The following is a 22,949-nucleotide window of genomic DNA, read 5'->3' as shown; positions in this document are numbered from 1 at the left end:
CAGGCCAGATAAGGCGTTAATGCCGGATAAGACGCTTTCGCGTCTTATCCGGCCTGCGAAATCGGGCAACTATTAATGCGCGACGGATTGAGAACCCGCCGGAACGCGAACATGTTTATATTTGAACAAGGCTACGAACGCGAAGGCCAGCACCAACGAGTAGCCCGCGAAGATGAGCCACACGGTCTGCCAGTCGGTAATGCCGTTTTGAGTGTAATACTCCACCACTTTACCGCTCACAATGCCGCCCAGGATACAGCCGAAGCCGTTGGTCATCATCAGGAACATCCCCTGCGCGCTGGCGCGGATTTCCGGGCGTACTTCTTTTTCGACAAACACCGAGCCAGAAATGTTGAAGAAATCGAAGGCGCAGCCGTACACGATCATCGACAGTACCAGCAGGACGGTACCGAACGGCGTTGGGTCGCCATAAGCGAACAGGCCGAAACGCAGCATCCACGCCACGATACTGATAAGCATAACGTTCTTAATACCATAACGACTCAGGAAGAACGGAATGGTCAGGATGAATAACGTTTCAGAAATCTGCGAAATCGACATCATCACCGAGGCGTGCTGCACGATAAAGCTGCTGGCGAACAGCGGATCTTTATCAAAGCTATGCAGGAAGGTGTTGCCAAACATGTTGGTGATCTGGAGTTCCGCGCCCAGCATCATGGAGAAGATGAAGAAAATCGCCATCCGCTTATTTTTAAATAGCGCAAAAGCGTCAAGGCCCAGCATCGATGTCCAGCTCTGGTTTTTCTGTTGGTTCGCCACCGGAATGTGCGGCAGGGTAAAGGTAAACAGTACCAGCAGAACGGAAAGCGTCGCGCCGATATAAAGCTGCATATGGCTCAGCTCGAAACCGGAGAAACTCACGCCCCACATCGCCAGAATAAAGCCAATGGTGCCCCAGATGCGGATAGGCGGGAAGTCAGTCACAATATCCATGCCGGCAGATTGCAGGCGGTAATACGATATCGTGTTGATCAAGCCCAACGTCGGCATATAGGCCAACGAGTTAAGCAGGATCACAAAGAACATCGCCCCTGGCGTAGTGACTTCCGCGGCCATAAACAGCGTGATGGCGCCGACGATATGGCACAGGGCATAGACCCATTTCGCGCTCAGCCATTTGTCAGCCACAATCCCTAACAAGGTCGGCATAAAGACGGCGGCAATCCCCAGTGAACTATAAACTGCGCCAATAGATGCACCGTCAAATTTTAAGGTGACGAACATATACGAGCCCAGGGTAGTGAGCCAGCTTCCCCACAGACAGAACTGCAGAAAAGAGAGTATTTTAAGCTGCAGCTTAAGATTCATGTTAATTTCCTCACACCTGAGAGCGGATGGGTGTTTTAAAAGGCACATTTGCCGTTGTGATTTGGTGTAATTCTATCAATGAGGAGGGCTTTTTTTGTTACCTGTGACAAATATTTGCAAACAATTTCTGATTGCAAAGCGAAAGAGTGACGTAGTTAACACTTTTCGCCTGTCCCGCCCCTGTTATGTGACCAGCCAGAGGCGGGAGGCGATGGTTTATCGGCGGCGATACGATCGCTGGGCAGAATTTACCTTATACAGATAGCGGCGCGACTCCGCAGACGGATGTCGGGTAGTTAATACCTGGTACACATCCCCCGGTGACATGCGGTTAATCATATTCGCAGCCTGAGTCTTATCGTTCGAGAATACGCGTAATACGCTGCCTGCGCCGCCATTGTAGGCTGTAATGACCGCATAGCGCCGCGACGTCGGATTCTCGATACCGCTCAGATACACATTATTCAACATCGCCAGATACGCTGTGCCGGTATCGATATTGCTGGCGGGGTCAAACAGGAAGTTGCGGCTTGGCGTGCCGGATTTACCCTGAGAACGGAACACATCTTTCCCGGCGCTGTGTTGCACCACCTGCATCAGGCCTAGCGCATCCGCGTGGCTGACCGCATACGGGTTAAACGAGGACTCCGTTTGCATAATCGCCAGAATCAGCGACTCGTCAACGCCGTATTTACGGGAGGCCTGGCGTACCATACCAATGTATTTATGCGCGCGTTTATCAAGGTGGTTAGGCACCAGATTAATGGTGATACTGTAAATAATACGCAGGCCGTTACTGCGGCTTTTGAGCCGCGTTTTCAGCAAGTAATCCGCGAATGTTGTGGCGCGGCCTTCCCAGCGAATAGGCTGACCGGTATTGTCGACGACCTGACCATACAGGAAGGGTTCTTTGGAAATTTTAATGTCATCGACATCGGAGTAAAGATCGACGGAGGTTGGATCGTCACCCATGAGCAACGTTTTAATAATGGCCCGGCGCAGATGTGCGGTAGGTTCCGTCCCGGCGATGGTTTCAACGGTAATGGTCCCATCATCAAAGTTGATGTGGCTGCGGGTCTGGAACTGGTCGGTATATTTGACGTAGTCTTTCGGCCCCGCGATCAAGACTTCCTTATATCCCCACAGATTTTCAATGTTGTTGGCAAATTGCCCCATCAAAATATCAAAGCCGTTGGTATCCTTGACCCAGGCTTCATTATACGTCTCGCCTTTTTTGGTCGAACTGGAACAGGAGATGAGCAACGGCGCAATAACAGCAAGCGCGAGTAATTTTTTCATCATTCCGGGAGTGCATGTTGTGTTGTCGTTATGCTACGTTGCCGGACAGCGGCGCCAGGGGCTTATCCGGCATAGTTCACTGGCCGAATAAGCGCAGCGTCATTCGGCAACGGGCCTATTTTTTATCTTCCGGCGTATAACCTTCGATATGAACGTCTTTCCCTTCGAACAGAAAGCTCACCATCTCCTGCTCCAGCAGTTTACGGTGCTCGGCGTTCATCATGTTGAGCTTTTTCTCGTTAATCAACATGGTCTGCTTATGCTGCCACTGCGCCCACGCGTCTTTGGATATCTCGTTATAGATACGTTTTCCCAGCTCGCCAGGGTAGAGCTGAAAATCCTGTCCTTCAGCGTCGCGTTGCAGGTAAGTACAAAAAATCGTTCTGCTCATAAGTCATCCTCTTTATCGACCGGGGCGTTAAACTGACGCTCCGGTACGTAACTGCTGTAACAAGCGCTCCACGGGCGCCGCCAGTCCGACTGACGGCGGTTGCGTTAAGTTATACCAGAGCGCGCCGCCTTCATCCATGCAGGCGTCCAGTGACGACACGGGAAGCCACATAGGCACAATATCCAGATGGAAATGGCTAAATGTATGGCGAAACGCGTTAAGCTGGGTCAAATTATCAGCGTTAACATGCCGTTGCGCCAGCCATTCGCGCAGTTCATCTTCACTGGCAAACTGCGGGAAGCAGTATAATCCGCCCCATAAACCGCTGGGAGGGCGCTGCGCCAGGAAAATTTCCTGATGATGCTGTAGCAGTAAAAAGTAGCCGGTACGCTCCGGTAATGTCTGTTTCGGTTTCTTGCCCGGATAGCGTGACCAGCTTTCATTCGCAGCGGCGATACAACCGCTTTGCAGCGGACACAGGGTGCACTTTGGCTTTGAACGCGTACAAACCATCGCGCCCAGATCCATCATCGCCTGATTAAAACGCTCCACGCCACTTGCGGGCGTTACTTGTTCGCTCAACGTCCACAGCGTATTCTCCACCTCTTTTTTTCCAGGCCAGCCGCTAACAGCATAACAGCGAGCCAGCACACGTTTAACGTTTCCATCAAGAATCGGATAATGTTTACCTAACGCGAGGGAGAGAATCGCGCCGGCGGTTGAACGCCCGACGCCGGGGAGCGCGGCGATTTCGTCAAAAGTTTGCGGGAATTCTCCACCGTGAAGCGTCGCCACCTGTTGCGCCGCTTTATGCAAATTACGCGCGCGGGCGTAATAGCCGAGCCCGGTCCACAAATGGAGTACTTCATCCAGCGGCGCATTCGCTAAATCTGTCACCGTGGGAAAGCGCGCCATAAATCGCTCAAAGTAAGGAATAACCGTCGTCACCTGCGTTTGTTGCAACATGACTTCCGAGAGCCATACTTTGTAAGGCGTCTTGTTAATTTGCCAGGGCAGCGTTTTCCGCCCGTATTTGTCGTACCAGTCCAGAACCTGGGCTGAAAATTGAGACGCTTGCATGGAAACTCATTCATTATTGCCGGGGGCAAGATTGCAGCACAGAGGCCGCAGGGTGTAAACCGGAACTTTCCGCAGTGCGCTTCATGCTTGCATCCGGCAACTAACTTTGGATAATGCCCGTTTTCAGAACTCAAACACAGCAGACTACACTTTTATGAAAAACGACGTCATTTCACCGGAATTTGATGAAAACGGCCGCCCACTGCGCCGTATTCGTAGTTTTGTTCGTCGCCAGGGGCGACTGACAAAGGGGCAAGAACACGCGCTGGAAAACTACTGGCCGGTGATGGGCGTCGAGTTCAGCGAAGCGCCGGTAGATTTCGCCACGTTGTTTGGTCGCGAAGCGCCGGTGACGCTGGAGATTGGTTTTGGCATGGGGGCGTCTCTCGTGGCGATGGCGAAAGCGCGCCAGGAGCAGAATTTCCTCGGTATTGAAGTGCATTCGCCCGGCGTCGGCGCGTGTCTGGCGTCCGCTCATGAAGAGGGCGTTGAAAACCTGCGCGTCATGTGCCACGACGCGGTAGAAGTTTTGCATAAAATGATTCCTGACAATTCCTTATCGATGGTTCAGCTCTTTTTCCCTGACCCGTGGCATAAAGCGCGTCATAATAAACGCCGTATCGTTCAGGTGCCGTTTGCTGAACTGGTATTGAGCAAGCTGAAATTGGGCGGCGTTTTCCATATGGCGACCGACTGGGAAGCGTATGCGGAACACATGCTTGAAGTAATGTCTTCTATCGACGGGTACAAAAATCTGTCAGAGAGCAATGATTATGTACCGCGCCCGGAATCGCGCCCGGTAACGAAATTTGAACAACGTGGCCATCGTCTTGGTCATGGCGTATGGGACTTAATGTTCGAGAGGGTGAAGTAATGGCAAAGAACCGTAGTCGTCGTCTGCGTAAAAAAATGCACATTGACGAATTCCAGGAATTAGGATTTTCGGTGGCATGGCGTTTTCCGGAAGGTACATCTGAAGAGCAGATCGATAAGACTGTCGATGACTTTATTAATGACGTTATTGAGCCTAATAAGCTGGCGTTTGATGGCAGCGGCTACCTGGCCTGGGAAGGGCTGATTTGTATGCAGGAAATCGGTAAATGTACTGAAGAACATCAGGCGATTGTGCGTAAGTGGCTGGAAGCGCGCAACCTTGAAGAAGTCCGTACCAGCGAACTTTTCGACGTTTGGTGGGACTAATAAGTACAGGGTCGGCATATGCCGACCCGCTTTGTCTTGAGGGAAAGTTATGATGCGCAAAACGCTGCTGGCGACAGTGCTAACGTTTACGGCGATGGCCGCTCACGCAGATTACAAATGCAGCGTCACACCGCGTGACGATGTGATCCTGAGTCCACAAACGGTGCAGGTGAAAGGTGAAAACGGCAACCTGGTGATCACGCCGGACGGCAATGTGATGTACAATGGTAAGCAGTACACCCTTAGCGCCGCGCAGCGCGAGCAGGCGAAAGATTACCAGGCGGAGCTGCGAAGCGCGCTGCCGTGGATTGATGAGGGCGCCCGATCGCGCGTCGAAAAAGGCCGCGTGGCGCTGGATAAAATCATCGCTAAAGAGGTGGGCGAAAGCAGTAACATGCGCAGCCGCCTGACGAAGCTTGATGCGCAATTAAAAGCGCAAATGAACCGCATTATCGAACATCGTACGGACGGCCTGACGTTCCATTATAAGGCTATCGACCAGGTGCGAGCCGACGGTCAGCAGTTGGTGAACCAGACGATGGGCGGTATTTTGCAGGACAGCATTAACGAAATGGGCGCCAAAGCGGTGCTTAAAGGCGGCGGTAACCCTTTACAGGGCGTGATGGGCAGTCTCGGTGGTTTGCAAACTGCCATCCAGAACGAATGGAAAAACCAGGAGAAAGATTTCCAGCAATTTGGCAAAGATGTCTGTAGCCGCGTGGTGACCCTGGAAGACAACCGCAAAGCGCTGGTCGGCAGCCTGAAATAATCTTCCCATTTTTAAACAATGGCGTAGATCGCATCTGCGCCTTTTTATTCTGTTTTTTCCTGTATTTTGTTACCCATCTCTAAAAAATCCTCTCTGTCAGATATATATCGCTAGTTAATCGTATGTCGTCACATTATTCGTCTGCAATATTGGGATAATGCGACCAATTGACATAACTGGAGATATAACATGGAGTTTTTCAGGAAAACGGCATTAGCTGCTCTGGTAATGGGTTTCAGCGGCGCGGCGTTCGCTTTACCGAATATCACCATCTTAGCGACCGGCGGAACGATTGCTGGCGGCGGTGATTCAGCAACAAAATCAAATTATACGGCAGGTAAAGTCGGCGTCGAAAATCTGGTGGATGCCGTTCCTCAACTGAAGGACATTGCGGTAGTGAAAGGCGAGCAGGTCGTTAACATTGGCTCGCAGGATATGAACGATGAGGTCTGGCTCACGCTGGCGAAAAAAATCAATACTGAGTGCGACAGTACCGACGGTTTCGTGATCACCCACGGCACTGATACGATGGAGGAGACCGCTTATTTCCTCGATCTGACCGTTAAATGCAATAAACCCGTGGTACTGGTCGGCGCGATGCGGCCCTCCACGTCAATGAGCGCAGATGGTCCGTTTAACCTCTATAATGCGGTAGTAACAGCGGCTGATAAACAGTCCGCCAACCGCGGCGTGCTGGTGGTAATGAACGATACCGTCATGGACGGACGCGACGTCACTAAGACCAATACGACTGACGTGGCGACGTTTAAAGCGGTTAACTACGGCCCGCTGGGTTATATTCACAACGGTAAAATTGACTACCAGCGTACGCCAGAGCGTAAACATACCACCTCCACCCCATTCGACGTGTCCAGGCTGACCGCGCTGCCGAAAGTTGGTATCATTTATAACTATGCGAATGCGTCCGATCTGCCAGCAAAAGCGTTGGTAGATGCAGGTTACGACGGGATCGTGAGTGCAGGCGTGGGTAATGGCAACCTGTATAAAACGGTCTTTGATACCCTGGCGACCGCCGCGCATAACGGTACGGTAGTGGTGCGTTCCTCACGTGTGCCGACTGGCGCAACCACGCAGGATGCGGAAGTAGATGATGCAAAATACGGCTTTGTCGCCTCCGGCACGCTGAACCCGCAAAAAGCACGTGTTTTACTGCAACTGGCGTTAACCCAGACCAAAGATCCGAAACAGATCCAAACGATGTTTAATCAGTACTAATCGTTAAAGGCGGCTACGCTTATCACTCTAATTTTGTAGGTCTGATAAGCGTAGCGCCATCCGGTAGTTTGCCGGATGGGGCGCAAGGTCCTATCCGGCCTGCGCATTTACGGCATCATTCCGCTAAAAACAGCTCCAGCAGCGAATTTAAAAATAGCTTACCGTGCCGGGTGATCTGCCAGCTATCTTCACTCTCGGTCAGATAACCTTGTGTGATAGCCTCATCCATCTGTTGACGAATTATATCTTCGCTAAGCCCGGTATAGTCGACAAACTCGGCGCGAGGCGCGCGTTCCAGCAACCGAAAACGGTTCATAAAGAACTCAAAGGGTTTATCGTCATCACTAACGTTACGCTGGCTTTCCAGGTAACGTCCCTGCATATAACCGCGTGGGTGACGAATTTTGGTAGTGCGCAAGATCCTGCCGTCCGGGAAGGTGACTTTACCGTGGGCGCCGCAGCCAATACCCAGATAGTCGCCAAAGCGCCAGTAGTTCAGATTATGCTGGCACTGATAACCGGGTTTGGCATAGGCCGACGTTTCGTATTGCTGATAGCCAGCGGCGGTTAATAATTGGTGGCCCTGGTCAAAGATATCCCACAGAGCGTCATCGTCCGGTAGAACCGGCGGACGCGAACCGAACAGGGTGTTGGGTTCAATCGTCAATTGATACCATGAGAGATGCGGCGGATTAAGCGCAATCGCTTGTCGCAAATCGTTCAGCGCCTCTTCCAGCGTTTGATCCGGCAATCCATGCATCAAGTCCAGGTTAAAGCTGCGTAGCCCAAGCCCATTTGCCAGTATTGCTGCCCGCATCGCCTCTTGTGGGCCGTGAATACGGCCAAGACGTTTCAGCTTAGGTTCACTAAAGCTCTGCACGCCAATGGAGATCCGGTTTACGCCGGCGCGCTGATAGTCGACGAAGCGGTCGGCTTCGACCGTGCCAGGGTTCGCTTCCATGGTAATTTCCGCATCCGCCGCCAGATTCAGGCGCGCACGCACGCCGTCCAACAGCGTTTGCATCGCCTGCCCGGAAAGCAGGCTTGGCGTACCGCCGCCAATAAAAATGGTCTTTATTTCACGTCCTTGCGCCCAGGCGACGTCGGCATCCAGATCGCTTAACAGATGCTGGACGTAGTCGTCATGCGGCACCTCGCCCTTCAACGCATGGGAATTGAAGTCGCAATACGGACATTTTTGTACGCACCAGGGAATATGAATATAAAGACTGAGCGGCGGTAGTTTAGCCATTGCGTAACGCATCCAGCAGCAGCTTGAGCGCTTGTCCACGATGGGAAATCGCGCTTTTTTCTTCACGGGTTAGCTCTGCGGCGGTTTTGCCTTCAGACGGTACGAAGAAAATGGGATCATAGCCAAATCCACCATTTCCGGCCGCCTGGCGAGTAATAACGCCAGGCCAGCTACCGTGACAGACTATCGGTGTGGGATCTTCCGCATGACGCAGATAAACCAGCACACAATGGAATCGCGCCTGGCGTTTGTCGTCCGGAACATCCCGTAGAGTATGCAGCAGTTTTTCCAGGTTTTGCTGATCTGTCGCGTCTTCGCCAGAATAGCGCGCGGAATAGATACCTGGCGCGCCGCCTAAAACGTCAACGGCCAGACCGGAGTCATCGGCAATGGCGGGCAGACCGGTCATTTTAGCGGCATGACGCGCTTTGAGAATCGCGTTTTCAATAAACGTCAGGCCGGTTTCTTCCGCGGAGTCGACGCCCAGTTCCGTTTGCGCTACCACATCAAGCCCAAAATCGCTTAACAGCGACGCGAGCTCACGCACTTTACCGGCGTTGCCGGTCGCGAGAACAACTTTTTGCATGGAATACCTACTCAGTTAACGCCGCAATTTCCGGCGGGATCTGTTGCGGGTGAATAATTTTTACCTGTTTGTGACGGCCCAGCTCGCCTTTTTCGATGACGATCTGACTTTTCGCCACGCGGAACTGTTTGCCGAGAAACTTGACCAGATGGCTGTTTGCCTGACCGTCAACCGGCGGGGCGGTAATGGCGACTTTCACCTCGTCGCCATGTAAGCCCACTATACTGTCGCGGCTGGCTTTCGGCTGAATATAAAGCCGTAACACCAGACCGTCTTCGTAGCGAGTCACAGCACTCATAACGCCATCCACAACCCCGGCAGCAACATGTTGCCTGTCGCTTGTAAGACTTCAGCGATCCCCATATTAACGACATACAGCAGCAGCACCAGAACCATCGGCGAGAAGTCGATGCCGCCCATCGCAGGCAGTATACGGCGAATCGGGCTGAGCAGCGGCTCGGCAAGCTGAATCAATACATATTCAATCGGGCTACGACCCTGGCTCACCCAGCTCATGATGGCCATGACCAGCAGAACCCAGAAGATCAGCAGGCCGATTGTTTTAAGTAAGATAAGCACCGCGGCGATCCAGATAATCGCCTGAAACGTAATCACCTTAAACAGCACTATCGCCTTAATAACGCTAAGAATAAACGCCACCAGTAGGGAAGCGCTGTCAATCGGCCCCATTGGCGGGATAATACGGCGCAGCGGTCCGATAATGGGCTGCGTAATTTTCACCACGAACTGGGAGAAAGGGTTGTAAAAGTCACAGCGGGCCCACTGCATCCACACGCGCAATAATAGCACCATGGTATACAGCTCAATTACCGTTGAGAGCAGGAAGGTCAACGTATTCATGGCGTTCCTCAGTTTTCCTTAATTTTTTGTGTAATCACGAGCACCAAAGATAGCGGTGCCGATGCGCACCATTGTGCTACCTGCCGCAATCGCGGCCTCCATATCGTCGCTCATACCCAGAGATAAGGTATCAACGTCAGAGTAGCGCGCTTTCAGCCCGGCAAATGCTACAGCCATTTGACGTGCGACTTCAAACTGCCTTACATAATCTGACTCTGGCGCCGGGATCGCCATCAGTCCGCGAAGCCGCAGACGTGGCAATGCAGCCACCGCAGCGGCCAGCTCATCCAGTTCCGCCAGCGGAATGCCTGACTTGCTGTTTTCATCGCTGATATTAATCTGGATCAGAACATTTAGCGGCGGCAGATTATCCGGACGCTGTTCGCTCAGACGCGAGGCGATACGCAAGCGATCGATGGTATGACACCAGTCGAAATGCTCGGCCACCAGACGACTCTTGTTGGACTGTAAAGGGCCAATAAAGTGCCAGTGCAGGCCTTCCACTTTCGCTTCCTGAAAGTGGCGGATTTTTTCCACCCCCTCTTGTACATAATTTTCACCAAATGCCCGTTGTCCGGCGGCAATGGCTTCTGCGATGTCGCTCGCAGGTTTGGTTTTACTCACTGCAAGCAACGTAACTTCTTCTGAAGAGCGGCCGCAACGCGTCGCTGCGGCGGAGATTTTGTCCCGGATGTGTGCCAGGTTATGCGCGATATCGTTCATTTTCCGAGGATGTTTATATGAATATGGAAGAAATTGTGACGCTTAGTGTAAAGCATAACGTCTCGGATCTACACCTGTGTAACGCCTGGCCTGCGCGATGGCGCAAACAAGGACGGATGGAGATCGCGCCTTTTACTGCGCCTGATGTCGACAGGCTTCTGCTTGATTGGCTTAATGACGCGCAACAATATCAGTGGCGAACGCACGGCCAGCTTGATTTCGCCGTTTCGCTGGCCGGTACGCGGCGCCTGCGCGCCAGTGCGTTCACACATCAACAGGGAACGTCGCTGGCGCTACGGCTCTTGCCCGAGCGTTGTCCTGATCTGGCGGAAATCCAGACGCCGCCGATAGTACCAGCACTGCTTGCCAGTGAGAACGGACTGATTCTGGTCACTGGCGCCACTGGCAGCGGGAAATCCACCACGCTGGCGGCGATGGTGGGGTATCTTAATCAACATGCCGATAAACATATTCTGACGCTGGAAGATCCTATTGAGTACCGTTACGCCAGCAAGCGTTGCCTGATACAGCAGCGGTAGATCAACCAGCATTGCGCCACTTTCGCCGCCGGGCTGCGCGCGGCGTTGCGTGAAGATCCCGATGTCATTTTGCTGGGAGAGTTGCGTGACAGCGAAACCATTCGCCTGGCGCTGACAGCGGCGGAAACGGGACATCTGGTACTGGCAACCCTGCATACTCGCGGCGCGGCGCAGGCGGTGGAAAGATTGGTGGATAGTTTTCCGGCGCAGGAAAAAGAACCGGTACGTGGCCAACTGGCGGGCAGCCTGCGCGCCGTACTATCGCAAAAACTGGAGCCTGACAGGCAGGATGGGCGCGTGGCGTTGTTTGAATTACTGATTAATACGCCAGCCACAGGGAATTTGATCCGAGAAGGTAAACTCCATCAGTTGGCCCACGTGATACAAACCGGGCAGCAGCAGGGGATGATGACGTTCGCCCAGAGCGCGCAATGGCGTCAGGCGCAGGGACGGCTGTAGCGAGCATGGTTGCGTACTGGTTTTGTAAAGTGTTGGCTGGCGCGGTGGATAGAACGGCGTGCAGGCTTGTATCCTGGCGAACCGGCGTTAAAATCGCAGCTTTGTTAAGACCACAGCGAAGCCATTTAACGATGTCATCACAACCGAATCAAAGCCTGATAGATGGCATTCGCTGTCTGCAATATCTGGTCTCCAGCGACCGTGCTATCGGATGTCGCGAACTTGCCCGCTTGATGGATATAAATACCACGCGCGTTAATCGCCTGTTAATGACGATGGCTTCTATTGGACTCACGATGCAGGATGAGCACCGACGCTATGTACCCGGGCCAGGCATTCACGCTTTAGCGGCGCAGGCGATTCGCGGTTCAGCGCTGTTTTCTCATGCGTTCCCCATCCTTGAGCGACATGCGCCCAAAGACATCGTGGTAGCGTTAGGCGTGCTATGGGAAGACCAGATTATCTATATTTATCACTCTACGCCGGGTTCGCAGGTAAGTCAGGCGCTGGCGGGGTTTCGCATGTATCCGGCCTGGCAGTCGGTACCAGGGATGGCGTTACTGGCGGCGGAAAGCGATGAGGCGCTAATGCAGCGCTTTACTCCGGAGCAGTGGCGTAATCTGGCGCCGCATGTGGCACAGCAGCGCCAGCGGGGATACGTGCTGTGGCATCACGCTGACGGTGAAGTTTCTATGGCGCAACCGCTGGGCAGACACGCCGCAGCGCTGGCCTTTGCGGGAATGTGGCGGATTGATGAGGCGGAGGCGGCGGCGCGTTTACAGACGCTTAAGGCATTAAACCAGCTTATTGCCCAGTAGGCCCGGCAACCGTGACCGCATTATCCGGCCTGCTGACAAAAACGGCTTTAATACCCCTGTTCAAAATAGCTTTCGAGGATAATCACGGCGGACGCCGAGTCCACTTTGCCCTTGTTCAGGGCGCGATACCCACCTTGTTCAAACAGACCGGAGCGCGCTTCAACGGTGCTGAGTCGTTCATCGTGAAGCGTGACAGTTACCCCGAAACGCCCATGAATACGGTTGGCGAATTTACGTGCTCGCGCCGTCAGCAGTTGTTCAGTGCCATCCATATTGAGCGGTAGTCCGACAATAATTTCGTCCGGCTGCCACTCTTTCAGCAAACGTTCAATGAGCGTCCAGTCAGGCGTGCCATCCTGTGCTTTGAGTGCCGGAAGCGGACGGGCGGTGCCGGTAATGCGTTGTCCTATTGCAACGCCGATACTTTTTGTGCCGAAGTCAAAGGCCAGTAAGGTGCCGCTCATCAGGCATGCCCCGCAACGCCAGGCATGGTCAGAATATCAATGCCAATAAGTTTCGCCGCTTCGCGCCAGCGCTCGGCAATGGGGGTTTTGAATAAAATATTGAGATCGGCAGGCGCGGTAAGCCAGGCGTTATCAAGCAGTTCCTGCTCAAGCTGGCCTTTATCCCAGGAGGCGTAGCCCAGCGCGACCAGCACATCGGAAGGCTGCTGTTGCGTACCTAACGTTTCCAGCACATCGCGGGAGGTGGTAATCACGGTATTGTCTGAGATACGAATACTGGATGCGAAACGTGACGGCGGAGTATGCAGAATAAACCCACGATCTTCCGCCAGCGGGCCACCCAGCATCACGGCTTTATCAAGGCGCATCGCCGGATCGCGCGGTTCCGGCGTAATTTTCAGTTTTTCCAGAATCCCTTCAATTTTCAGGTTTTCCAAAGGTTTATTAACAATAATCCCCATAGCGCCGTCCTGGTTGTGCTCGCAAACATACACCACGGAACGGCGGAAAATCGGGTCCTGGAGCGCAGGCATGGCAATAAGAAAGTGATGCTGTAAATTCATTGTCAGAGGTTCTGTTTCCTGGTTCAAAAAAGCGACAGCGTTCAGTATGTGGGGAAAGCGGACGGTTGTCACTCATATAAGCCGTCTTTTGCCGAAGGGCGGCTGCGCCTTATTGGGCAATAGATTGCCGGATGGCTACGCTGACGCGCCTTATCCGATCTGGGTTGCGTGATTGCGCAGGCCCGGTAAGCGCACGCCACCGGGCAATAATCGTTTTACTTCGCCAGGCGCGCTTCAATGGCGTCCATCAACATCCCGGTGATAGAGATCGGGTATTCCGCTTCAATTTCACGCACGCAGGTTGGGCTGGTCACGTTAATTTCCGTTAAGCGGTCGCCGATAATATCCAGACCGACGAAAATAAGCCCTTTGGCTTTAAGCGTCGGCCCAACGCGGCGGGCGATTTCCCAGTCGCTTTCGCTCAACGGACGGGGTTCGCCGCGACCGCCAGCCGCCAGGTTTCCGCGGGTTTCGCCACCCTGCGGAATACGCGCCAGGCAGTAAGGCACCGGCTCGCCGTCGATGACCAGTACGCGCTTATCGCCCTCTTTGATCGCGGGCAGATAGTTTTGCGCCATACAGTAGCGGTTGCCCAGCTCGGTCAGCGTTTCGGCAATAACGCCCATGTTAGGATCGCCTTCCTTAACGCGGAAAATGGACGCGCCGCCCATACCGTCCAGCGGTTTCATAATGATATCGCCGTGCTTTTCCCAAAATGCTTTGAGCTGCGCTTTATTGCGCGTTACCAGAGTTTCCGGCGTCAGATCGGAAAACCAGGCGGTATACAGTTTTTCATTACAGTCGCGCAGGCTCTGCGGTTTGTTGACGATCAGCGTGCCTTTCTCTTCGGCGCGTTCCAGAATATAGGTCGCGTAAATAAACTCGGTATCAAACGGCGGATCTTTGCGCATCAAAATGACGTCCAGATCGGCCAGCGGCAGGTCCTGCTCGTCATTCAATTCATACCATTTATCGTAGTTTTGCTCCACGCTCAACATTCGCGTGCGGGCGCGCGCTTCGCCGTTAATCAGATACAGGTCGGCCATCTCCATATAATGAAGTTCATAACCACGGCGTTGGGCTTCCAGCAGCATAGCGAAACTGGTGTCTTTCTTGATGTTGATGTTTGCGATGGGGTCCATCACGATGCCGAGCTTGATCATTATTTTCTCCGTTAACGCTTCATCCTAAGTCGCCAAAACGCACCTGTAGCGCGGTAATGGCGGTGAGCGCAGTTGTCTCAGTACGCAGAACGCGAGGTCCTAACAGAATATCAGTAAACTGATAGCGCGCGGTCATCGCGATTTCGTCCGCCGACAGCCCGCCTTCCGGGCCGATCAGCAGTCGGACACGTTCAACCGGCAGCGGCAGGGTGTTGATGCTGGCATGGGCGCGCGGATGAAGATTGAGCTTCAGCCCAGAATCTTGCTCGGCGCACCAGGTTTCCAGCGCCATCGGCGGGCGAATTTCCGGCACCCGATTACGCCCGCATTGTTCGCAGGCGGCGATGGCGATCTTTTGCCACTGCTGGCGCTTTTTGTTCAGACGTTCACTGTCCAGTTTAACGCCGCAGCGCTCAGAGAACAGTGGCGTAATGAGGCTTACACCCAGTTCGATCGATTTCTGGATAGTAAATTCCATTTTTTCACCGCGCGACATCACCTGGCCCAGATGGATATGCAGCGGCGATTCACGATCGTCGATTTCGCCTTTCATCACTTGCACTTCAACGCTTTTCTTACTGGCGCTAATGATTTCAGCATCGAAGACCTGATTGCTGCCGTCAAACAAGTGTAAAGCTTGTCCCGGCCCCATGCGCAGTACACGACCAATATGGTTGGCCGCATCTTCGCATAACGAAATTTGCGTACCGGACGTTAACAATTCTGGGTGATAAATGCGGGGAATACGCATAATAAAAAATCCGCGTCATGGCCCCGGCGTTTGGATATCCAGGGCATGGGTTAACAAGAATCCCGCTAGTGTAGGTTAGCTCTTTTGCGCCTGGCAAGCGCGTTGCACATAGGGATTATGATTGCCCTGCACCTTCGCGATACGCGCATCGCGTTCGCACTCCCAGGCGGTAACGGGGTACTGCTTATCCCAGACGTTAAAAAGCTGCGTTTGTTGACGGGAAAGTTTCAGTTGGTATTGGTCGCGCATATAAAAATAGGTGCGGGCGATTGCGCCGCGGGTGCGGGCGGGCGGCTCGGCGATTTTTGCTTTAAAATCCACTTTCATGGTGCACTGCCCGTACTGGCCTTCGCCGCCGTTCCACTGGCTATACATAAAGTTGCCGCGATCGCCGTTCACTTCGCCAATCGCGGGTTGCAGGTTATGCATATCGCTTTCTATTTTGCGATAGACCGGGTCTTTAGCGCAGTTTTTTCGCCCGCCATCCTGCCAGCACTGGCGCTGATGGCCGAATTGCCAGGCGGGGACAACGTGCTCCCACTCAATTCGTCTGGCGCGATTCTCGTTTTTACGCACCTTATAGCCGCAGGACGCCAGGTCTACGACGCCTTTTTTACCCTGCCAGCGGATTTGGCACCCGCAGTAAAAGCTGCCGGGCGCGTCGGCATTAACTTTGACGCTCGCCGCTTTGGCCTGAGAGAAACTGGTAATGCCGTCGGCCAGTGCATGGCCTGAAAACGCCGCTGCCAGCAACACAGCGGCAAAAGAAAAATTACGGTACATCGCACACTCCATAGCAAAACGAGCCCGCAACGTAACGAAAGTTGTACCTGTATGCAATCAGTTCGCTCGGGAAAGTTCCCAAACGTTTCGGAAACTACCCGGCGACCAGCGGTTCGCCGCAGCGAATGCAACGATAAACCGCTTCGCCGCGTACCACGCGGTTATGGCGGCGGACGGTAAGTTGATGTTGCTGGCATTGGCAATGGTAAGGAAAGGTAGTGCGCCGTACGGATTGCAGTTCAAATTGATGAGTGCGTCTGGCCGGAACGCCCAGCACGCTTTCCATCATCCACTTCCACTCCTTGCCATGCGGGGCCTTGCGTCCGAAGTGCTTCCACACCAGCAGATGCGCCAGTTCATGCGGCACGACCTCTGCGATAAAGGTGTCAGCGTTTTCTATCAGCAACACCGGATTGAGGCGGATTTCGTAGCTCTCGAGCCAGGCGGTACCCGCCGAGGTGCCGCGTTGCGTATACACCAGTTTCGGCTCCGGATAATGTCTATCGAGCTTGAGGTTAGCCTGGGCGAGATTTTCCCGCAGACGACGCATCACAGCCTGCTGAATAGCGATAGGGAGACGAGGGGTTTTCATAGCGGCAGAGAATAGTTCGAGGAGAGAGGGACTGCAAGAAAAACACTTCCTCCCGTGGCGGGAGGAAGTGTGTGGAAGTTAGTCGTGGGCGCCGATTTCGCGCAGTTTACGACCTTTCATCAGGTTACGTTCAATGTGTTCCAGCGAAACGTGTTTGGTTTCCGGCACCAGCCACAGGGTCAGCAGGATAAACAGTACGTTCAGGCCTGCGTAGACCCAGAAGGTGTTGGCGTTACCCAGATTGTTCAGCATGGTCAGGAAAGTTGCGCCGACGATCATATTGGCGATCCAGTTGGTCGCGGTGGAGCAGGTGATGCCGAAATCACGGCCTTTCAGCGGCTGGATTTCGGAGCACAGTACCCAAATCAGCGGACCGGCGCTCATCGCAAATCCAATGATGAACATCAGCAGCATAGCGATAGCGAAGTATTGCGCAGACGGCGAATGGATGCCGATGTGCATCATCGTACCCAGAATCCCCATACCAATCGCCATGACCAGGAAGCCCAGCGTCAGAGTAGGCTTGCGACCCCAGCGGTCAACCAGACCGATAGCGATAAAGGTTGCCAGGACGTTAGTCAGACCAACGATAACGGTGCCCCACATCTGCTCCGTTGTGTTGGTGTATCCCGCCAGTTCGAAGATTTTTGGCGCGTAATACATGATGACGTTCATCCCGGTAAACTGCTGCATTACCTGCAACAGAACACCAAGAAATACGGCGCGGCGGAAGTTACTGTTTTCTTTGAACAGCGCCCAACCGCTCTGTTTAACCTGCAAACTTTCGCGAATTTCATCGAGCTCACGTTTTGCTTCCGCACTGGTATCACGCAGGCGCAACAGGACGCGTTCAGCATCATGGAAGCGGCGTTTCGCCGCAAACCAGCGCGGGCTGTCCGGCAGGAAGAAGACGCCGATCAACAGCAGAATGGCCGGGATGATGATCACGCCGAGCATCCAGCGCCATGCGCCGCTGTAGCTGAATGCGGTATCGGACAGATAAGCGCCCAGAATCCCGATGGTGATCATGAGTTGGTACATTGAGATCATACTGCCGCGAATTTTCTCCGGCGCGATCTCAGACAGGTACAACGGCGCAGTGTAGGAAGCGACGCCAACGGCCAGACCCAGCAGCACGCGAGAAATAATCAGGACTTCAACGTTAGGTGCCGCAGCGGAGAACAGTGAACCGGCAACGAACAGGATAGCGCCGATCATCAGGCTTTTTTTACGACCCAGCCTAAAGGAGAGCCAGCCGCTGCCGACAGCGCCGACGGCCGCGCCAAACATCATGGAGCTGACCACCCATTCCTGAGTGTGTGCGGTAATCTGGAACTCGTCGGTAATGAAGGGTAAAGCACCGGCGATAACGCCGATATCCAGGCCAAAAAGTAATCCTGCCAGGGCTGCAAGAAAGCAGACAAAAAATGTCATGGCCTTGTTGGAACGCCCTTGTTTTTTATTGTCAGGCATTATGCCCTCCGATTGGGTTAGCAATTTTATCGATGTTAAGAGTAGGTGAGTACGCCGTAAAAATATGTGAGGGCAATCACAATGGTGTAATCGTTTACACTACTATTTATCACTGTGATTATTTAATTATCTGAAAAATAATAGTTTTAATAATCTTATAACCATATCAATCGCCTGGTATTCAGACAAGGCTGAAAAACAATGTAACATTTTCATCTCAGGATAAGCACAACGATAGTGGCATTGTCAGTTCTTAATGAAAATGAATGTAATCGCTTTCATTGTTGCTGAAACGGAATGATGAAAAGTGTAGTCGAAGAAACGAAAGGGGAGAGCGGATTGTGCTGTGCATCACAAAAAGGTCAGTGTAAATACACTCTGGAGCATCTGATAGCGCTGCGTTTATCAGCAATGATAAAGGCCAGCATGGCGCTGGCCTTTATAAGCACGGCATGGTTTACCTGACTGAAAAACACCGTCAGGTGCGGGCGATTATTTCAGACCGGCAGCATCGCGCAGCAGTTGCGCTTTGTCGGTTTTCTCCCACGGGAAGTTTTCGCGACCGAAGTGGCCGTAAGCCGCGGTTTCTTTGTAGATCGGGTGCAGCAGATCCAGCATCTGAATCAAACCGTACGGGCGCAGATCGAAGAATTCGCGCACCAGCAGAATCAACTGTTCAGCAGGCACTTTTTCGGTTCCGAACGTTTCCACCATGATGGACGTCGGCTCCGCTACGCCGATAGCGTAGGAGACCTGAATTTCACAGCGATCCGCCAGACCTGCCGCCACGATGTTTTTCGCGACATAACGCGCAGAGTAAGCTGCAGAACGGTCAACTTTCGACGGATCTTTACCGGAGAAGGCGCCGCCGCCGTGACGCGCCATACCGCCGTAGGTATCAACGATGATCTTACGACCGGTCAGGCCGCAGTCGCCCATTGGGCCGCCGATAACAAAACGACCGGTTGGGTTGATAAAGAACTTAGTAGACGTATTTAACCATTCAGACGGCAGAATGGGTTTGATGATCTCTTCCATCACCGCTTCTTGCAGCGATTTCTGGTCGATATCTTCTGCGTGCTGCGTAGAGAGAACCACGGCGTCGATACCGACGATTTTGCCATCGTCATACTGGAAAGTGACCTGGCTTTTTGCATCCGGACGTAGCCATGGCAGAGTGCCATTTTTACGCACTTCAGCCTGACGCTGTACCAGACGGTGCGCGTAGGTGATTGGCGCAGGCATCAGTACGTCGGTTTCATTCGTCGCGTAGCCAAACATCAGGCCCTGGTCGCCCGCGCCTTGTTCCAATGGGTCTGCGCGGTCAACGCCCTGGTTGATATCTGGAGACTGTTTGCCAATTGCGCTCAGTACCGCGCAAGAGTTGGCGTCAAAGCCCATGTCGGAATGCACATAGCCAATTTCGCGCACCGTATTACGGGTGATCTCTTCGATATCGACCCAGGCGCTGGTGGTGATCTCTCCACCAACTAAAACCATGCCGGTTTTGACGTAGGTTTCACAGGCGACGCGTGCTTTCGGATCCTGTTGCAGGATGGCGTCTAACACGGCATCAGAGATTTGGTCAGCGATTTTGTCAGGATGCCCTTCTGATACGGACTCAGACGTAAAAAGGTGTTTTGCCATATTTAATTTCACCTAAGGAGAATTTAGTTAGCTCAAACTGTTGTGCGGAATAGTCAGGGTAGAAGCTTCTACCATGAGTCTGAAGGTCACTGACACTGGCAGTCTGAGTGTTAATCAGTATGGATGGATTAACATCTGGACGGCTATTTTAGGTCACTTCTTCGCCCAATTTCCAGCTTTTTTTGAAGGCCGTCGCATCGTCGGTCAAAATCAGGCGGTAAACGTTTCTGACGATGCTGACATTATGCGCATTTATGCTTTGCTTTTTTTCTGCGTTCTGGGTATAAAACGCGACGCGCGGCTCATACAAAAGCACACGACGTTTTCTTCGTGTCGCCACTTCCAGCCGGGTTAAAACGTTGCTTTGGCTTGTGGGTTCGTCTTACGAGGCGGCCGTGGAGGTGATACGAGATAATGAACCGTTGTATTCTGCTGAATCTGTCGCATCGTTCTGGTGCGCGCATGTCCCCCGCAATCTGCATCTCTGCTTTGCATACCTGCCGATGTTATACCCATCTCGGCGCTTCTCAGGACTCCAGAGCCGGCAATGGCGCTGAAGACTGAACAAGGGCTCTCTTGTTAACGCAAGAGTTTTCTCGTGGTTTCGCCGAACCGTTATCTGTGAGTTCGGTTACGTGTTTTACAATGATATGAAAAAGAAACCGGTCGCGCAGGCGGAGCATCAGCACTATCTGCTGGAAAATCCGCTTGTTTATGGGTTGTTATCGCGTCTTCGGATTGCGATAGTAGTCAACTGTTTTACACTTGCTAATAAAATTTGAGGTTCGCTATGTCTGACGACATTTCTATGGGTTCGCCTTCGTCAGCAGGCGAACAGGGTGTACTACGCTCCATGCAGGAGGTTGCAATGAGCTCCCAGGAAGCCAGCAAGATGCTGCGCACTTACAATATTGCCTGGTGGGGCAATAACTACTACGACGTCAACGAGCTGGGCCACATCAGCGTGTGCCCTGATCCCGACGTACCGGAAGCGCGTGTCGATCTTGCCAAACTGGTGAAAGCGCGCGAAGCGCAAGGTCAGCGTCTGCCGGCACTGTTCTGCTTCCCGCAGATCCTGCAACACCGTTTGCGTTCGATTAACGCGGCGTTTAAGCGTGCGCGTGAATCGTACGGTTATAATGGCGACTACTTCCTCGTTTACCCGATTAAGGTCAATCAGCATCGCCGCGTGATTGAATCCCTTATCCATTCCGGTGAACCGTTGGGGCTGGAGGCGGGGTCGAAAGCTGAATTGATGGCGGTGCTGGCGCATGCTGGCATGACCCGTAGCGTGATCGTCTGTAATGGTTATAAAGACCGTGAATACATTCGGCTGGCGCTGATTGGCGAGAAGATGGGCCATAAGGTTTATCTGGTCATCGAAAAGATGTCTGAAATCGCTATTGTGCTGGAAGAAGCCGAGCGGCTGAGCGTGGTTCCTCGTCTGGGCGTGCGTGCGCGTCTGGCCTCTCAGGGGTCCGGTAAGTGGCAATCCTCCGGCGGCGAAAAATCAAAATTCGGCCTGGCGGCGACGCAGGTGCTGCAACTGGTAGAAACCCTGCGCGACGCCGGGCGTCTGGACAGTCTGCAACTGTTGCACTTCCACCTTGGGTCGCAAATGGCGAACATTCGCGATATCGCGACCGGCGTGCGCGAGTCCGCCCGTTTCTATGTTGAGCTGCATAAGCTGGGCGTTAATATCCAGTGCTTCGACGTGGGCGGCGGTCTGGGTGTGGATTATGAAGGTACCCGCTCGCAGTCCGACTGTTCGGTGAACTATGGCCTGAACGAATATGCCAATAACATCATCTGGGCGATTGGCGATGCCTGCGAAGAGCATGGTTTACCGCATCCGACGGTGATTACCGAGTCTGGCCGCGCCGTCACCGCGCACCATACTGTACTGGTGTCTAACATTATCGGCGTGGAGCGTAACGAATACACGGAACCGACTGCCCCTGCTGAAGATGCGCCGCGCGCGCTACAAAATCTGTGGGAAACCTGGCAGGAGATGCATAAGCCTGGCACCCGCCGCTCGCTGCGTGAGTGGCTGCATGACAGCCAAATGGATTTGCACGATATTCATATTGGCTACTCTTCCGGCGCGTTTAGTTTGCAGGAGCGCGCCTGGGCGGAACAACTTTACCTCAGTATGTGCCATGAGGTGCAGAAGCAACTGGACCCGCAAAACCGTGCGCATCGTCCGATTATCGACGAACTGCAAGAGCGAATGGCGGACAAAATGTACGTCAACTTCTCGCTGTTCCAGTCAATGCCGGACGCGTGGGGGATCGATCAACTCTTCCCGGTGCTGCCGCTGGAAGGATTAGATCAGGTACCGGAACGTCGTGCTGTGTTGCTGGATATTACCTGTGATTCCGATGGCGCTATCGACCACTATATCGATGGCGACGGTATCGCCACGACGATGCCGATGCCGGAATACGATCCAGAGAATCCGCCGATGCTCGGCTTCTTTATGGTTGGCGCCTATCAGGAGATCCTCGGTAACATGCACAACCTGTTTGGCGATACTGAAGCGGTTGACGTGTTTGTCTTCCCGGACGGTAACGTCGAGGTTGAGCTGTCTGACGAAGGCGATACCGTTGCGGATATGCTGCAATATGTGCAACTGGACCCGAAAACTCTGTTAACGCATTTCCGCGACCAGGTAAAACAGACGGATCTGGACGATGCGTTGCAGCAACAGTTCCTCGAAGAATTTGAAGCGGGACTGTACGGGTACACTTACCTGGAAGACGAGTAGCCGTTGATGCCCGGTGGCGCTGCGCTTACCGGGCCTACGAGTGCAGGCTGGATAAGGTAAAGCTGCCACCCGCCAGAATGCTATACTCACTTGAACCCGTATGAATTAACGGCGATAATTCGCCGCAATAGCGATTTACAAATCAATCCCTTCCTCGTCGGGTTTAACGACGCGGAGGGGATTTTTTTCATCTGTTTTAATGCA

Annotated in this window: 27 protein-coding genes and 1 pseudogene; 11 read left to right on the top strand and 17 right to left on the bottom strand. The window is 53.2% G+C overall.

The features are described from left to right. Positions 1-72: 72 nt before the first annotated feature. From AC3G3F_RS07690 to mutY, 4 genes are all read right to left on the bottom strand, one after another. Complete coding sequence (locus AC3G3F_RS07690; RefSeq protein WP_063390819.1) at positions 73-1,329, bottom strand: nucleoside permease; 1,257 nt, start codon at positions 1,327-1,329, stop codon at positions 73-75. 216 nt (positions 1,330-1,545) lie between these two features. Beyond that, positions 1,546-2,631, bottom strand: coding sequence for a membrane-bound lytic murein transglycosylase MltC (gene mltC / locus AC3G3F_RS07685; RefSeq protein WP_044136154.1), 1,086 nt, complete (start codon positions 2,629-2,631; stop codon positions 1,546-1,548). A gap of 112 nt (positions 2,632-2,743) precedes the next feature. Next, positions 2,744-3,019 (bottom strand): oxidative damage protection protein, encoded by a 276-nt coding sequence (locus tag AC3G3F_RS07680; RefSeq protein ID WP_000091706.1) that lies wholly within the window; start codon positions 3,017-3,019, stop codon positions 2,744-2,746. A 27-nt stretch (positions 3,020-3,046) separates the two neighbouring features. Further along, positions 3,047-4,099: an A/G-specific adenine glycosylase gene (mutY, locus tag AC3G3F_RS07675; RefSeq protein WP_079796056.1), complete on the bottom strand. Its 1,053-nt coding sequence runs from the start codon at positions 4,097-4,099 to the stop codon at positions 3,047-3,049. Between the two features lie 154 nt (positions 4,100-4,253). Between mutY and trmB the strand changes: the two genes are divergently transcribed. The 4 genes from trmB to ansB all read left to right on the top strand — a co-directional run bounded on the left by trmB (position 4,254) and on the right by ansB (position 7,304). Beyond that, complete coding sequence (gene trmB / locus AC3G3F_RS07670) at positions 4,254-4,973, top strand: tRNA (guanosine(46)-N7)-methyltransferase TrmB (protein ID WP_023247100.1); 720 nt, start codon at positions 4,254-4,256, stop codon at positions 4,971-4,973. After that, positions 4,973-5,299, top strand: a complete 327-nt coding sequence (locus AC3G3F_RS07665; RefSeq protein ID WP_001107559.1) for a YggL family protein — start codon at positions 4,973-4,975, stop codon at positions 5,297-5,299. The genes trmB and AC3G3F_RS07665 overlap by 1 nt, the downstream gene beginning before the upstream one ends. Positions 5,300-5,348: 49 nt before the next feature. Next, entirely contained in the window at positions 5,349-6,068 is a 720-nt protein-coding gene (locus AC3G3F_RS07660) for a YggN family protein (protein ID WP_053508153.1), read from the top strand. A gap of 189 nt (positions 6,069-6,257) precedes the next feature. After that, on the top strand, positions 6,258-7,304 hold the full coding sequence (gene ansB / locus AC3G3F_RS07655; RefSeq protein ID WP_023247102.1) for an L-asparaginase 2: 1,047 nt from the start codon (positions 6,258-6,260) through the stop codon (positions 7,302-7,304). A 115-nt stretch (positions 7,305-7,419) separates the two neighbouring features. Here ansB and hemW read toward each other — a convergent pair whose 3' ends face one another. Genes hemW through AC3G3F_RS07630 form a run of 5 tightly spaced genes read right to left on the bottom strand, consistent with a single transcriptional unit; the run spans position 7,420 to position 10,726 of the window. Beyond that, a complete protein-coding gene (gene hemW / locus AC3G3F_RS07650; RefSeq protein WP_088733708.1) occupies positions 7,420-8,556 on the bottom strand; it encodes a radical SAM family heme chaperone HemW in 1,137 nt (378 codons plus the stop codon). After that, on the bottom strand, positions 8,549-9,142 hold the full coding sequence (locus AC3G3F_RS07645; RefSeq protein ID WP_001174766.1) for an XTP/dITP diphosphatase: 594 nt from the start codon (positions 9,140-9,142) through the stop codon (positions 8,549-8,551). The genes hemW and AC3G3F_RS07645 overlap by 8 nt, the downstream gene beginning before the upstream one ends. Positions 9,143-9,149: 7 nt before the next feature. Next, positions 9,150-9,440 carry a DUF167 family protein YggU gene (gene yggU, locus AC3G3F_RS07640; protein ID WP_023247104.1) on the bottom strand — a complete coding sequence of 97 codons (291 nt, stop codon included), beginning with the start codon at positions 9,438-9,440 and terminating at the stop codon, positions 9,150-9,152. After that, complete coding sequence (locus AC3G3F_RS07635) at positions 9,437-10,003, bottom strand: YggT family protein (protein WP_001094848.1); 567 nt, start codon at positions 10,001-10,003, stop codon at positions 9,437-9,439. Before AC3G3F_RS07635 ends, yggU begins: the two co-directional genes overlap by 4 nt. Positions 10,004-10,021: 18 nt before the next feature. Next, entirely contained in the window at positions 10,022-10,726 is a 705-nt protein-coding gene (locus tag AC3G3F_RS07630; protein WP_023247105.1) for a YggS family pyridoxal phosphate-dependent enzyme, read from the bottom strand. 17 nt (positions 10,727-10,743) lie between these two features. Between AC3G3F_RS07630 and AC3G3F_RS07625 the strand changes: the two are divergent. Next, positions 10,744-11,724: pseudogene (locus AC3G3F_RS07625) on the top strand (type IV pilus twitching motility protein PilT). Between the two features lie 131 nt (positions 11,725-11,855). Continuing rightward, positions 11,856-12,542, top strand: coding sequence for an IclR family transcriptional regulator (locus AC3G3F_RS07620; protein ID WP_023247107.1), 687 nt, complete (start codon positions 11,856-11,858; stop codon positions 12,540-12,542). 47 nt (positions 12,543-12,589) lie between these two features. Here AC3G3F_RS07620 and ruvX read toward each other — a convergent pair whose 3' ends face one another. The 7 genes from ruvX to galP form a co-directional block, all read right to left on the bottom strand. Beyond that, entirely contained in the window at positions 12,590-13,006 is a 417-nt protein-coding gene (gene ruvX, locus AC3G3F_RS07615) for a Holliday junction resolvase RuvX (RefSeq protein WP_023247108.1), read from the bottom strand. Next, complete coding sequence (locus AC3G3F_RS07610; RefSeq protein WP_053508147.1) at positions 13,006-13,569, bottom strand: YqgE/AlgH family protein; 564 nt, start codon at positions 13,567-13,569, stop codon at positions 13,006-13,008. The genes ruvX and AC3G3F_RS07610 overlap by 1 nt, the downstream gene beginning before the upstream one ends. A 215-nt stretch (positions 13,570-13,784) precedes the next feature. Then, complete coding sequence (gene gshB / locus AC3G3F_RS07605; protein WP_053508145.1) at positions 13,785-14,732, bottom strand: glutathione synthase; 948 nt, start codon at positions 14,730-14,732, stop codon at positions 13,785-13,787. Between the two features lie 19 nt (positions 14,733-14,751). Beyond that, positions 14,752-15,483 carry a 16S rRNA (uracil(1498)-N(3))-methyltransferase gene (rsmE, locus tag AC3G3F_RS07600; RefSeq protein ID WP_023247111.1) on the bottom strand — a complete coding sequence of 244 codons (732 nt, stop codon included), beginning with the start codon at positions 15,481-15,483 and terminating at the stop codon, positions 14,752-14,754. Between the two features lie 75 nt (positions 15,484-15,558). Then, positions 15,559-16,266, bottom strand: coding sequence for a deoxyribonuclease I (endA, locus tag AC3G3F_RS07595; protein ID WP_023247112.1), 708 nt, complete (start codon positions 16,264-16,266; stop codon positions 15,559-15,561). Between the two features lie 94 nt (positions 16,267-16,360). Further along, positions 16,361-16,858: a SprT family zinc-dependent metalloprotease gene (locus AC3G3F_RS07590; RefSeq protein WP_053508144.1), complete on the bottom strand. Its 498-nt coding sequence runs from the start codon at positions 16,856-16,858 to the stop codon at positions 16,361-16,363. Between the two features lie 78 nt (positions 16,859-16,936). Beyond that, on the bottom strand, positions 16,937-18,331 hold the full coding sequence (gene galP / locus AC3G3F_RS07585) for a galactose/proton symporter (protein ID WP_023247114.1): 1,395 nt from the start codon (positions 18,329-18,331) through the stop codon (positions 16,937-16,939). 297 nt (positions 18,332-18,628) lie between these two features. Between galP and AC3G3F_RS07580 the strand changes: the two genes are divergently transcribed. Further along, positions 18,629-18,796, top strand: a complete 168-nt coding sequence (locus AC3G3F_RS07580; RefSeq protein ID WP_154707535.1) for a hypothetical protein — start codon at positions 18,629-18,631, stop codon at positions 18,794-18,796. Between the two features lie 27 nt (positions 18,797-18,823). Here AC3G3F_RS07580 and metK read toward each other — a convergent pair whose 3' ends face one another. After that, positions 18,824-19,978: a methionine adenosyltransferase gene (gene metK / locus AC3G3F_RS07575; RefSeq protein WP_488394741.1), complete on the bottom strand. Its 1,155-nt coding sequence runs from the start codon at positions 19,976-19,978 to the stop codon at positions 18,824-18,826. Positions 19,979-20,051: 73 nt separating this feature from the next. Between metK and AC3G3F_RS07570 the strand changes: the two genes are divergently transcribed. The 4 genes from AC3G3F_RS07570 to speA all read left to right on the top strand — a co-directional run bounded on the left by AC3G3F_RS07570 (position 20,052) and on the right by speA (position 22,745). After that, positions 20,052-20,333, top strand: a complete 282-nt coding sequence (locus AC3G3F_RS07570) for a hypothetical protein (RefSeq protein ID WP_023247115.1) — start codon at positions 20,052-20,054, stop codon at positions 20,331-20,333. Between the two features lie 59 nt (positions 20,334-20,392). Continuing rightward, the gene (locus AC3G3F_RS07565) at positions 20,393-20,542 is read left to right on the top strand and encodes a hypothetical protein (RefSeq protein ID WP_001751809.1); all 150 of its coding nucleotides are present in this window, start codon (positions 20,393-20,395) and stop codon (positions 20,540-20,542) included. Positions 20,543-20,628: 86 nt separating this feature from the next. Then, positions 20,629-20,760: an acid stress response protein YqgB gene (gene yqgB, locus AC3G3F_RS07560; protein WP_023247116.1), complete on the top strand. Its 132-nt coding sequence runs from the start codon at positions 20,629-20,631 to the stop codon at positions 20,758-20,760. Between the two features lie 8 nt (positions 20,761-20,768). Further along, positions 20,769-22,745 carry a biosynthetic arginine decarboxylase gene (speA, locus tag AC3G3F_RS07555; RefSeq protein WP_053508142.1) on the top strand — a complete coding sequence of 659 codons (1,977 nt, stop codon included), beginning with the start codon at positions 20,769-20,771 and terminating at the stop codon, positions 22,743-22,745. Positions 22,746-22,949: the final 204 nt, after the last annotated feature.

It is taken from the genome of Salmonella sp. FC25216 (assembly GCF_057751355.1).
The sequence above is the reverse complement of the archived record's forward strand: the minus strand, read 5'-3'. Positions and strand labels throughout refer to the sequence as shown.

What these genes read in the sequence shown, in the direction of transcription:
- AC3G3F_RS07580 (WP_154707535.1), top strand. Translation starts at nt 18,629, where the DNA reads ATGATGAAAAGTGTAGTCGAAGAAACGAAAGGGGAGAGCGGATTGTGC.
- ansB (WP_023247102.1), top strand. Translation starts at nt 6,258, where the DNA reads ATGGAGTTTTTCAGGAAAACGGCATTAGCTGCTCTGGTAATGGGTTTC.
- AC3G3F_RS07660 (WP_053508153.1), top strand. Translation starts at nt 5,349, where the DNA reads ATGATGCGCAAAACGCTGCTGGCGACAGTGCTAACGTTTACGGCGATG.
- AC3G3F_RS07610 (WP_053508147.1), bottom strand. Translation starts at nt 13,569, where the DNA reads ATGAATTTACAGCATCACTTTCTTATTGCCATGCCTGCGCTCCAGGAC.
- AC3G3F_RS07635 (WP_001094848.1), bottom strand. Translation starts at nt 10,003, where the DNA reads ATGAATACGTTGACCTTCCTGCTCTCAACGGTAATTGAGCTGTATACC.
- AC3G3F_RS07690 (WP_063390819.1), bottom strand. Translation starts at nt 1,329, where the DNA reads ATGAATCTTAAGCTGCAGCTTAAAATACTCTCTTTTCTGCAGTTCTGT.
- AC3G3F_RS07565 (WP_001751809.1), top strand. Translation starts at nt 20,393, where the DNA reads ATGAACCGTTGTATTCTGCTGAATCTGTCGCATCGTTCTGGTGCGCGC.
- speA (WP_053508142.1), top strand. Translation starts at nt 20,769, where the DNA reads ATGTCTGACGACATTTCTATGGGTTCGCCTTCGTCAGCAGGCGAACAG.
- trmB (WP_023247100.1), top strand. Translation starts at nt 4,254, where the DNA reads ATGAAAAACGACGTCATTTCACCGGAATTTGATGAAAACGGCCGCCCA.
- AC3G3F_RS07665 (WP_001107559.1), top strand. Translation starts at nt 4,973, where the DNA reads ATGGCAAAGAACCGTAGTCGTCGTCTGCGTAAAAAAATGCACATTGAC.
- galP (WP_023247114.1), bottom strand. Translation starts at nt 18,331, where the DNA reads ATGCCTGACAATAAAAAACAAGGGCGTTCCAACAAGGCCATGACATTT.
- rsmE (WP_023247111.1), bottom strand. Translation starts at nt 15,483, where the DNA reads ATGCGTATTCCCCGCATTTATCACCCAGAATTGTTAACGTCCGGTACG.
- mutY (WP_079796056.1), bottom strand. Translation starts at nt 4,099, where the DNA reads ATGCAAGCGTCTCAATTTTCAGCCCAGGTTCTGGACTGGTACGACAAA.
- AC3G3F_RS07590 (WP_053508144.1), bottom strand. Translation starts at nt 16,858, where the DNA reads ATGAAAACCCCTCGTCTCCCTATCGCTATTCAGCAGGCTGTGATGCGT.
- gshB (WP_053508145.1), bottom strand. Translation starts at nt 14,732, where the DNA reads ATGATCAAGCTCGGCATCGTGATGGACCCCATCGCAAACATCAACATC.
- endA (WP_023247112.1), bottom strand. Translation starts at nt 16,266, where the DNA reads ATGTACCGTAATTTTTCTTTTGCCGCTGTGTTGCTGGCAGCGGCGTTT.
- hemW (WP_088733708.1), bottom strand. Translation starts at nt 8,556, where the DNA reads ATGGCTAAACTACCGCCGCTCAGTCTTTATATTCATATTCCCTGGTGC.
- yqgB (WP_023247116.1), top strand. Translation starts at nt 20,629, where the DNA reads ATGAAAAAGAAACCGGTCGCGCAGGCGGAGCATCAGCACTATCTGCTG.
- AC3G3F_RS07645 (WP_001174766.1), bottom strand. Translation starts at nt 9,142, where the DNA reads ATGCAAAAAGTTGTTCTCGCGACCGGCAACGCCGGTAAAGTGCGTGAG.
- AC3G3F_RS07680 (WP_000091706.1), bottom strand. Translation starts at nt 3,019, where the DNA reads ATGAGCAGAACGATTTTTTGTACTTACCTGCAACGCGACGCTGAAGGA.
- AC3G3F_RS07620 (WP_023247107.1), top strand. Translation starts at nt 11,856, where the DNA reads ATGTCATCACAACCGAATCAAAGCCTGATAGATGGCATTCGCTGTCTG.
- mltC (WP_044136154.1), bottom strand. Translation starts at nt 2,631, where the DNA reads ATGATGAAAAAATTACTCGCGCTTGCTGTTATTGCGCCGTTGCTCATC.
- metK (WP_488394741.1), bottom strand. Translation starts at nt 19,978, where the DNA reads ATGGCAAAACACCTTTTTACGTCTGAGTCCGTATCAGAAGGGCATCCT.
- AC3G3F_RS07570 (WP_023247115.1), top strand. Translation starts at nt 20,052, where the DNA reads ATGAGTCTGAAGGTCACTGACACTGGCAGTCTGAGTGTTAATCAGTAT.
- ruvX (WP_023247108.1), bottom strand. Translation starts at nt 13,006, where the DNA reads ATGAGCGGCACCTTACTGGCCTTTGACTTCGGCACAAAAAGTATCGGC.
- yggU (WP_023247104.1), bottom strand. Translation starts at nt 9,440, where the DNA reads ATGAGTGCTGTGACTCGCTACGAAGACGGTCTGGTGTTACGGCTTTAT.
- AC3G3F_RS07630 (WP_023247105.1), bottom strand. Translation starts at nt 10,726, where the DNA reads ATGAACGATATCGCGCATAACCTGGCACACATCCGGGACAAAATCTCC.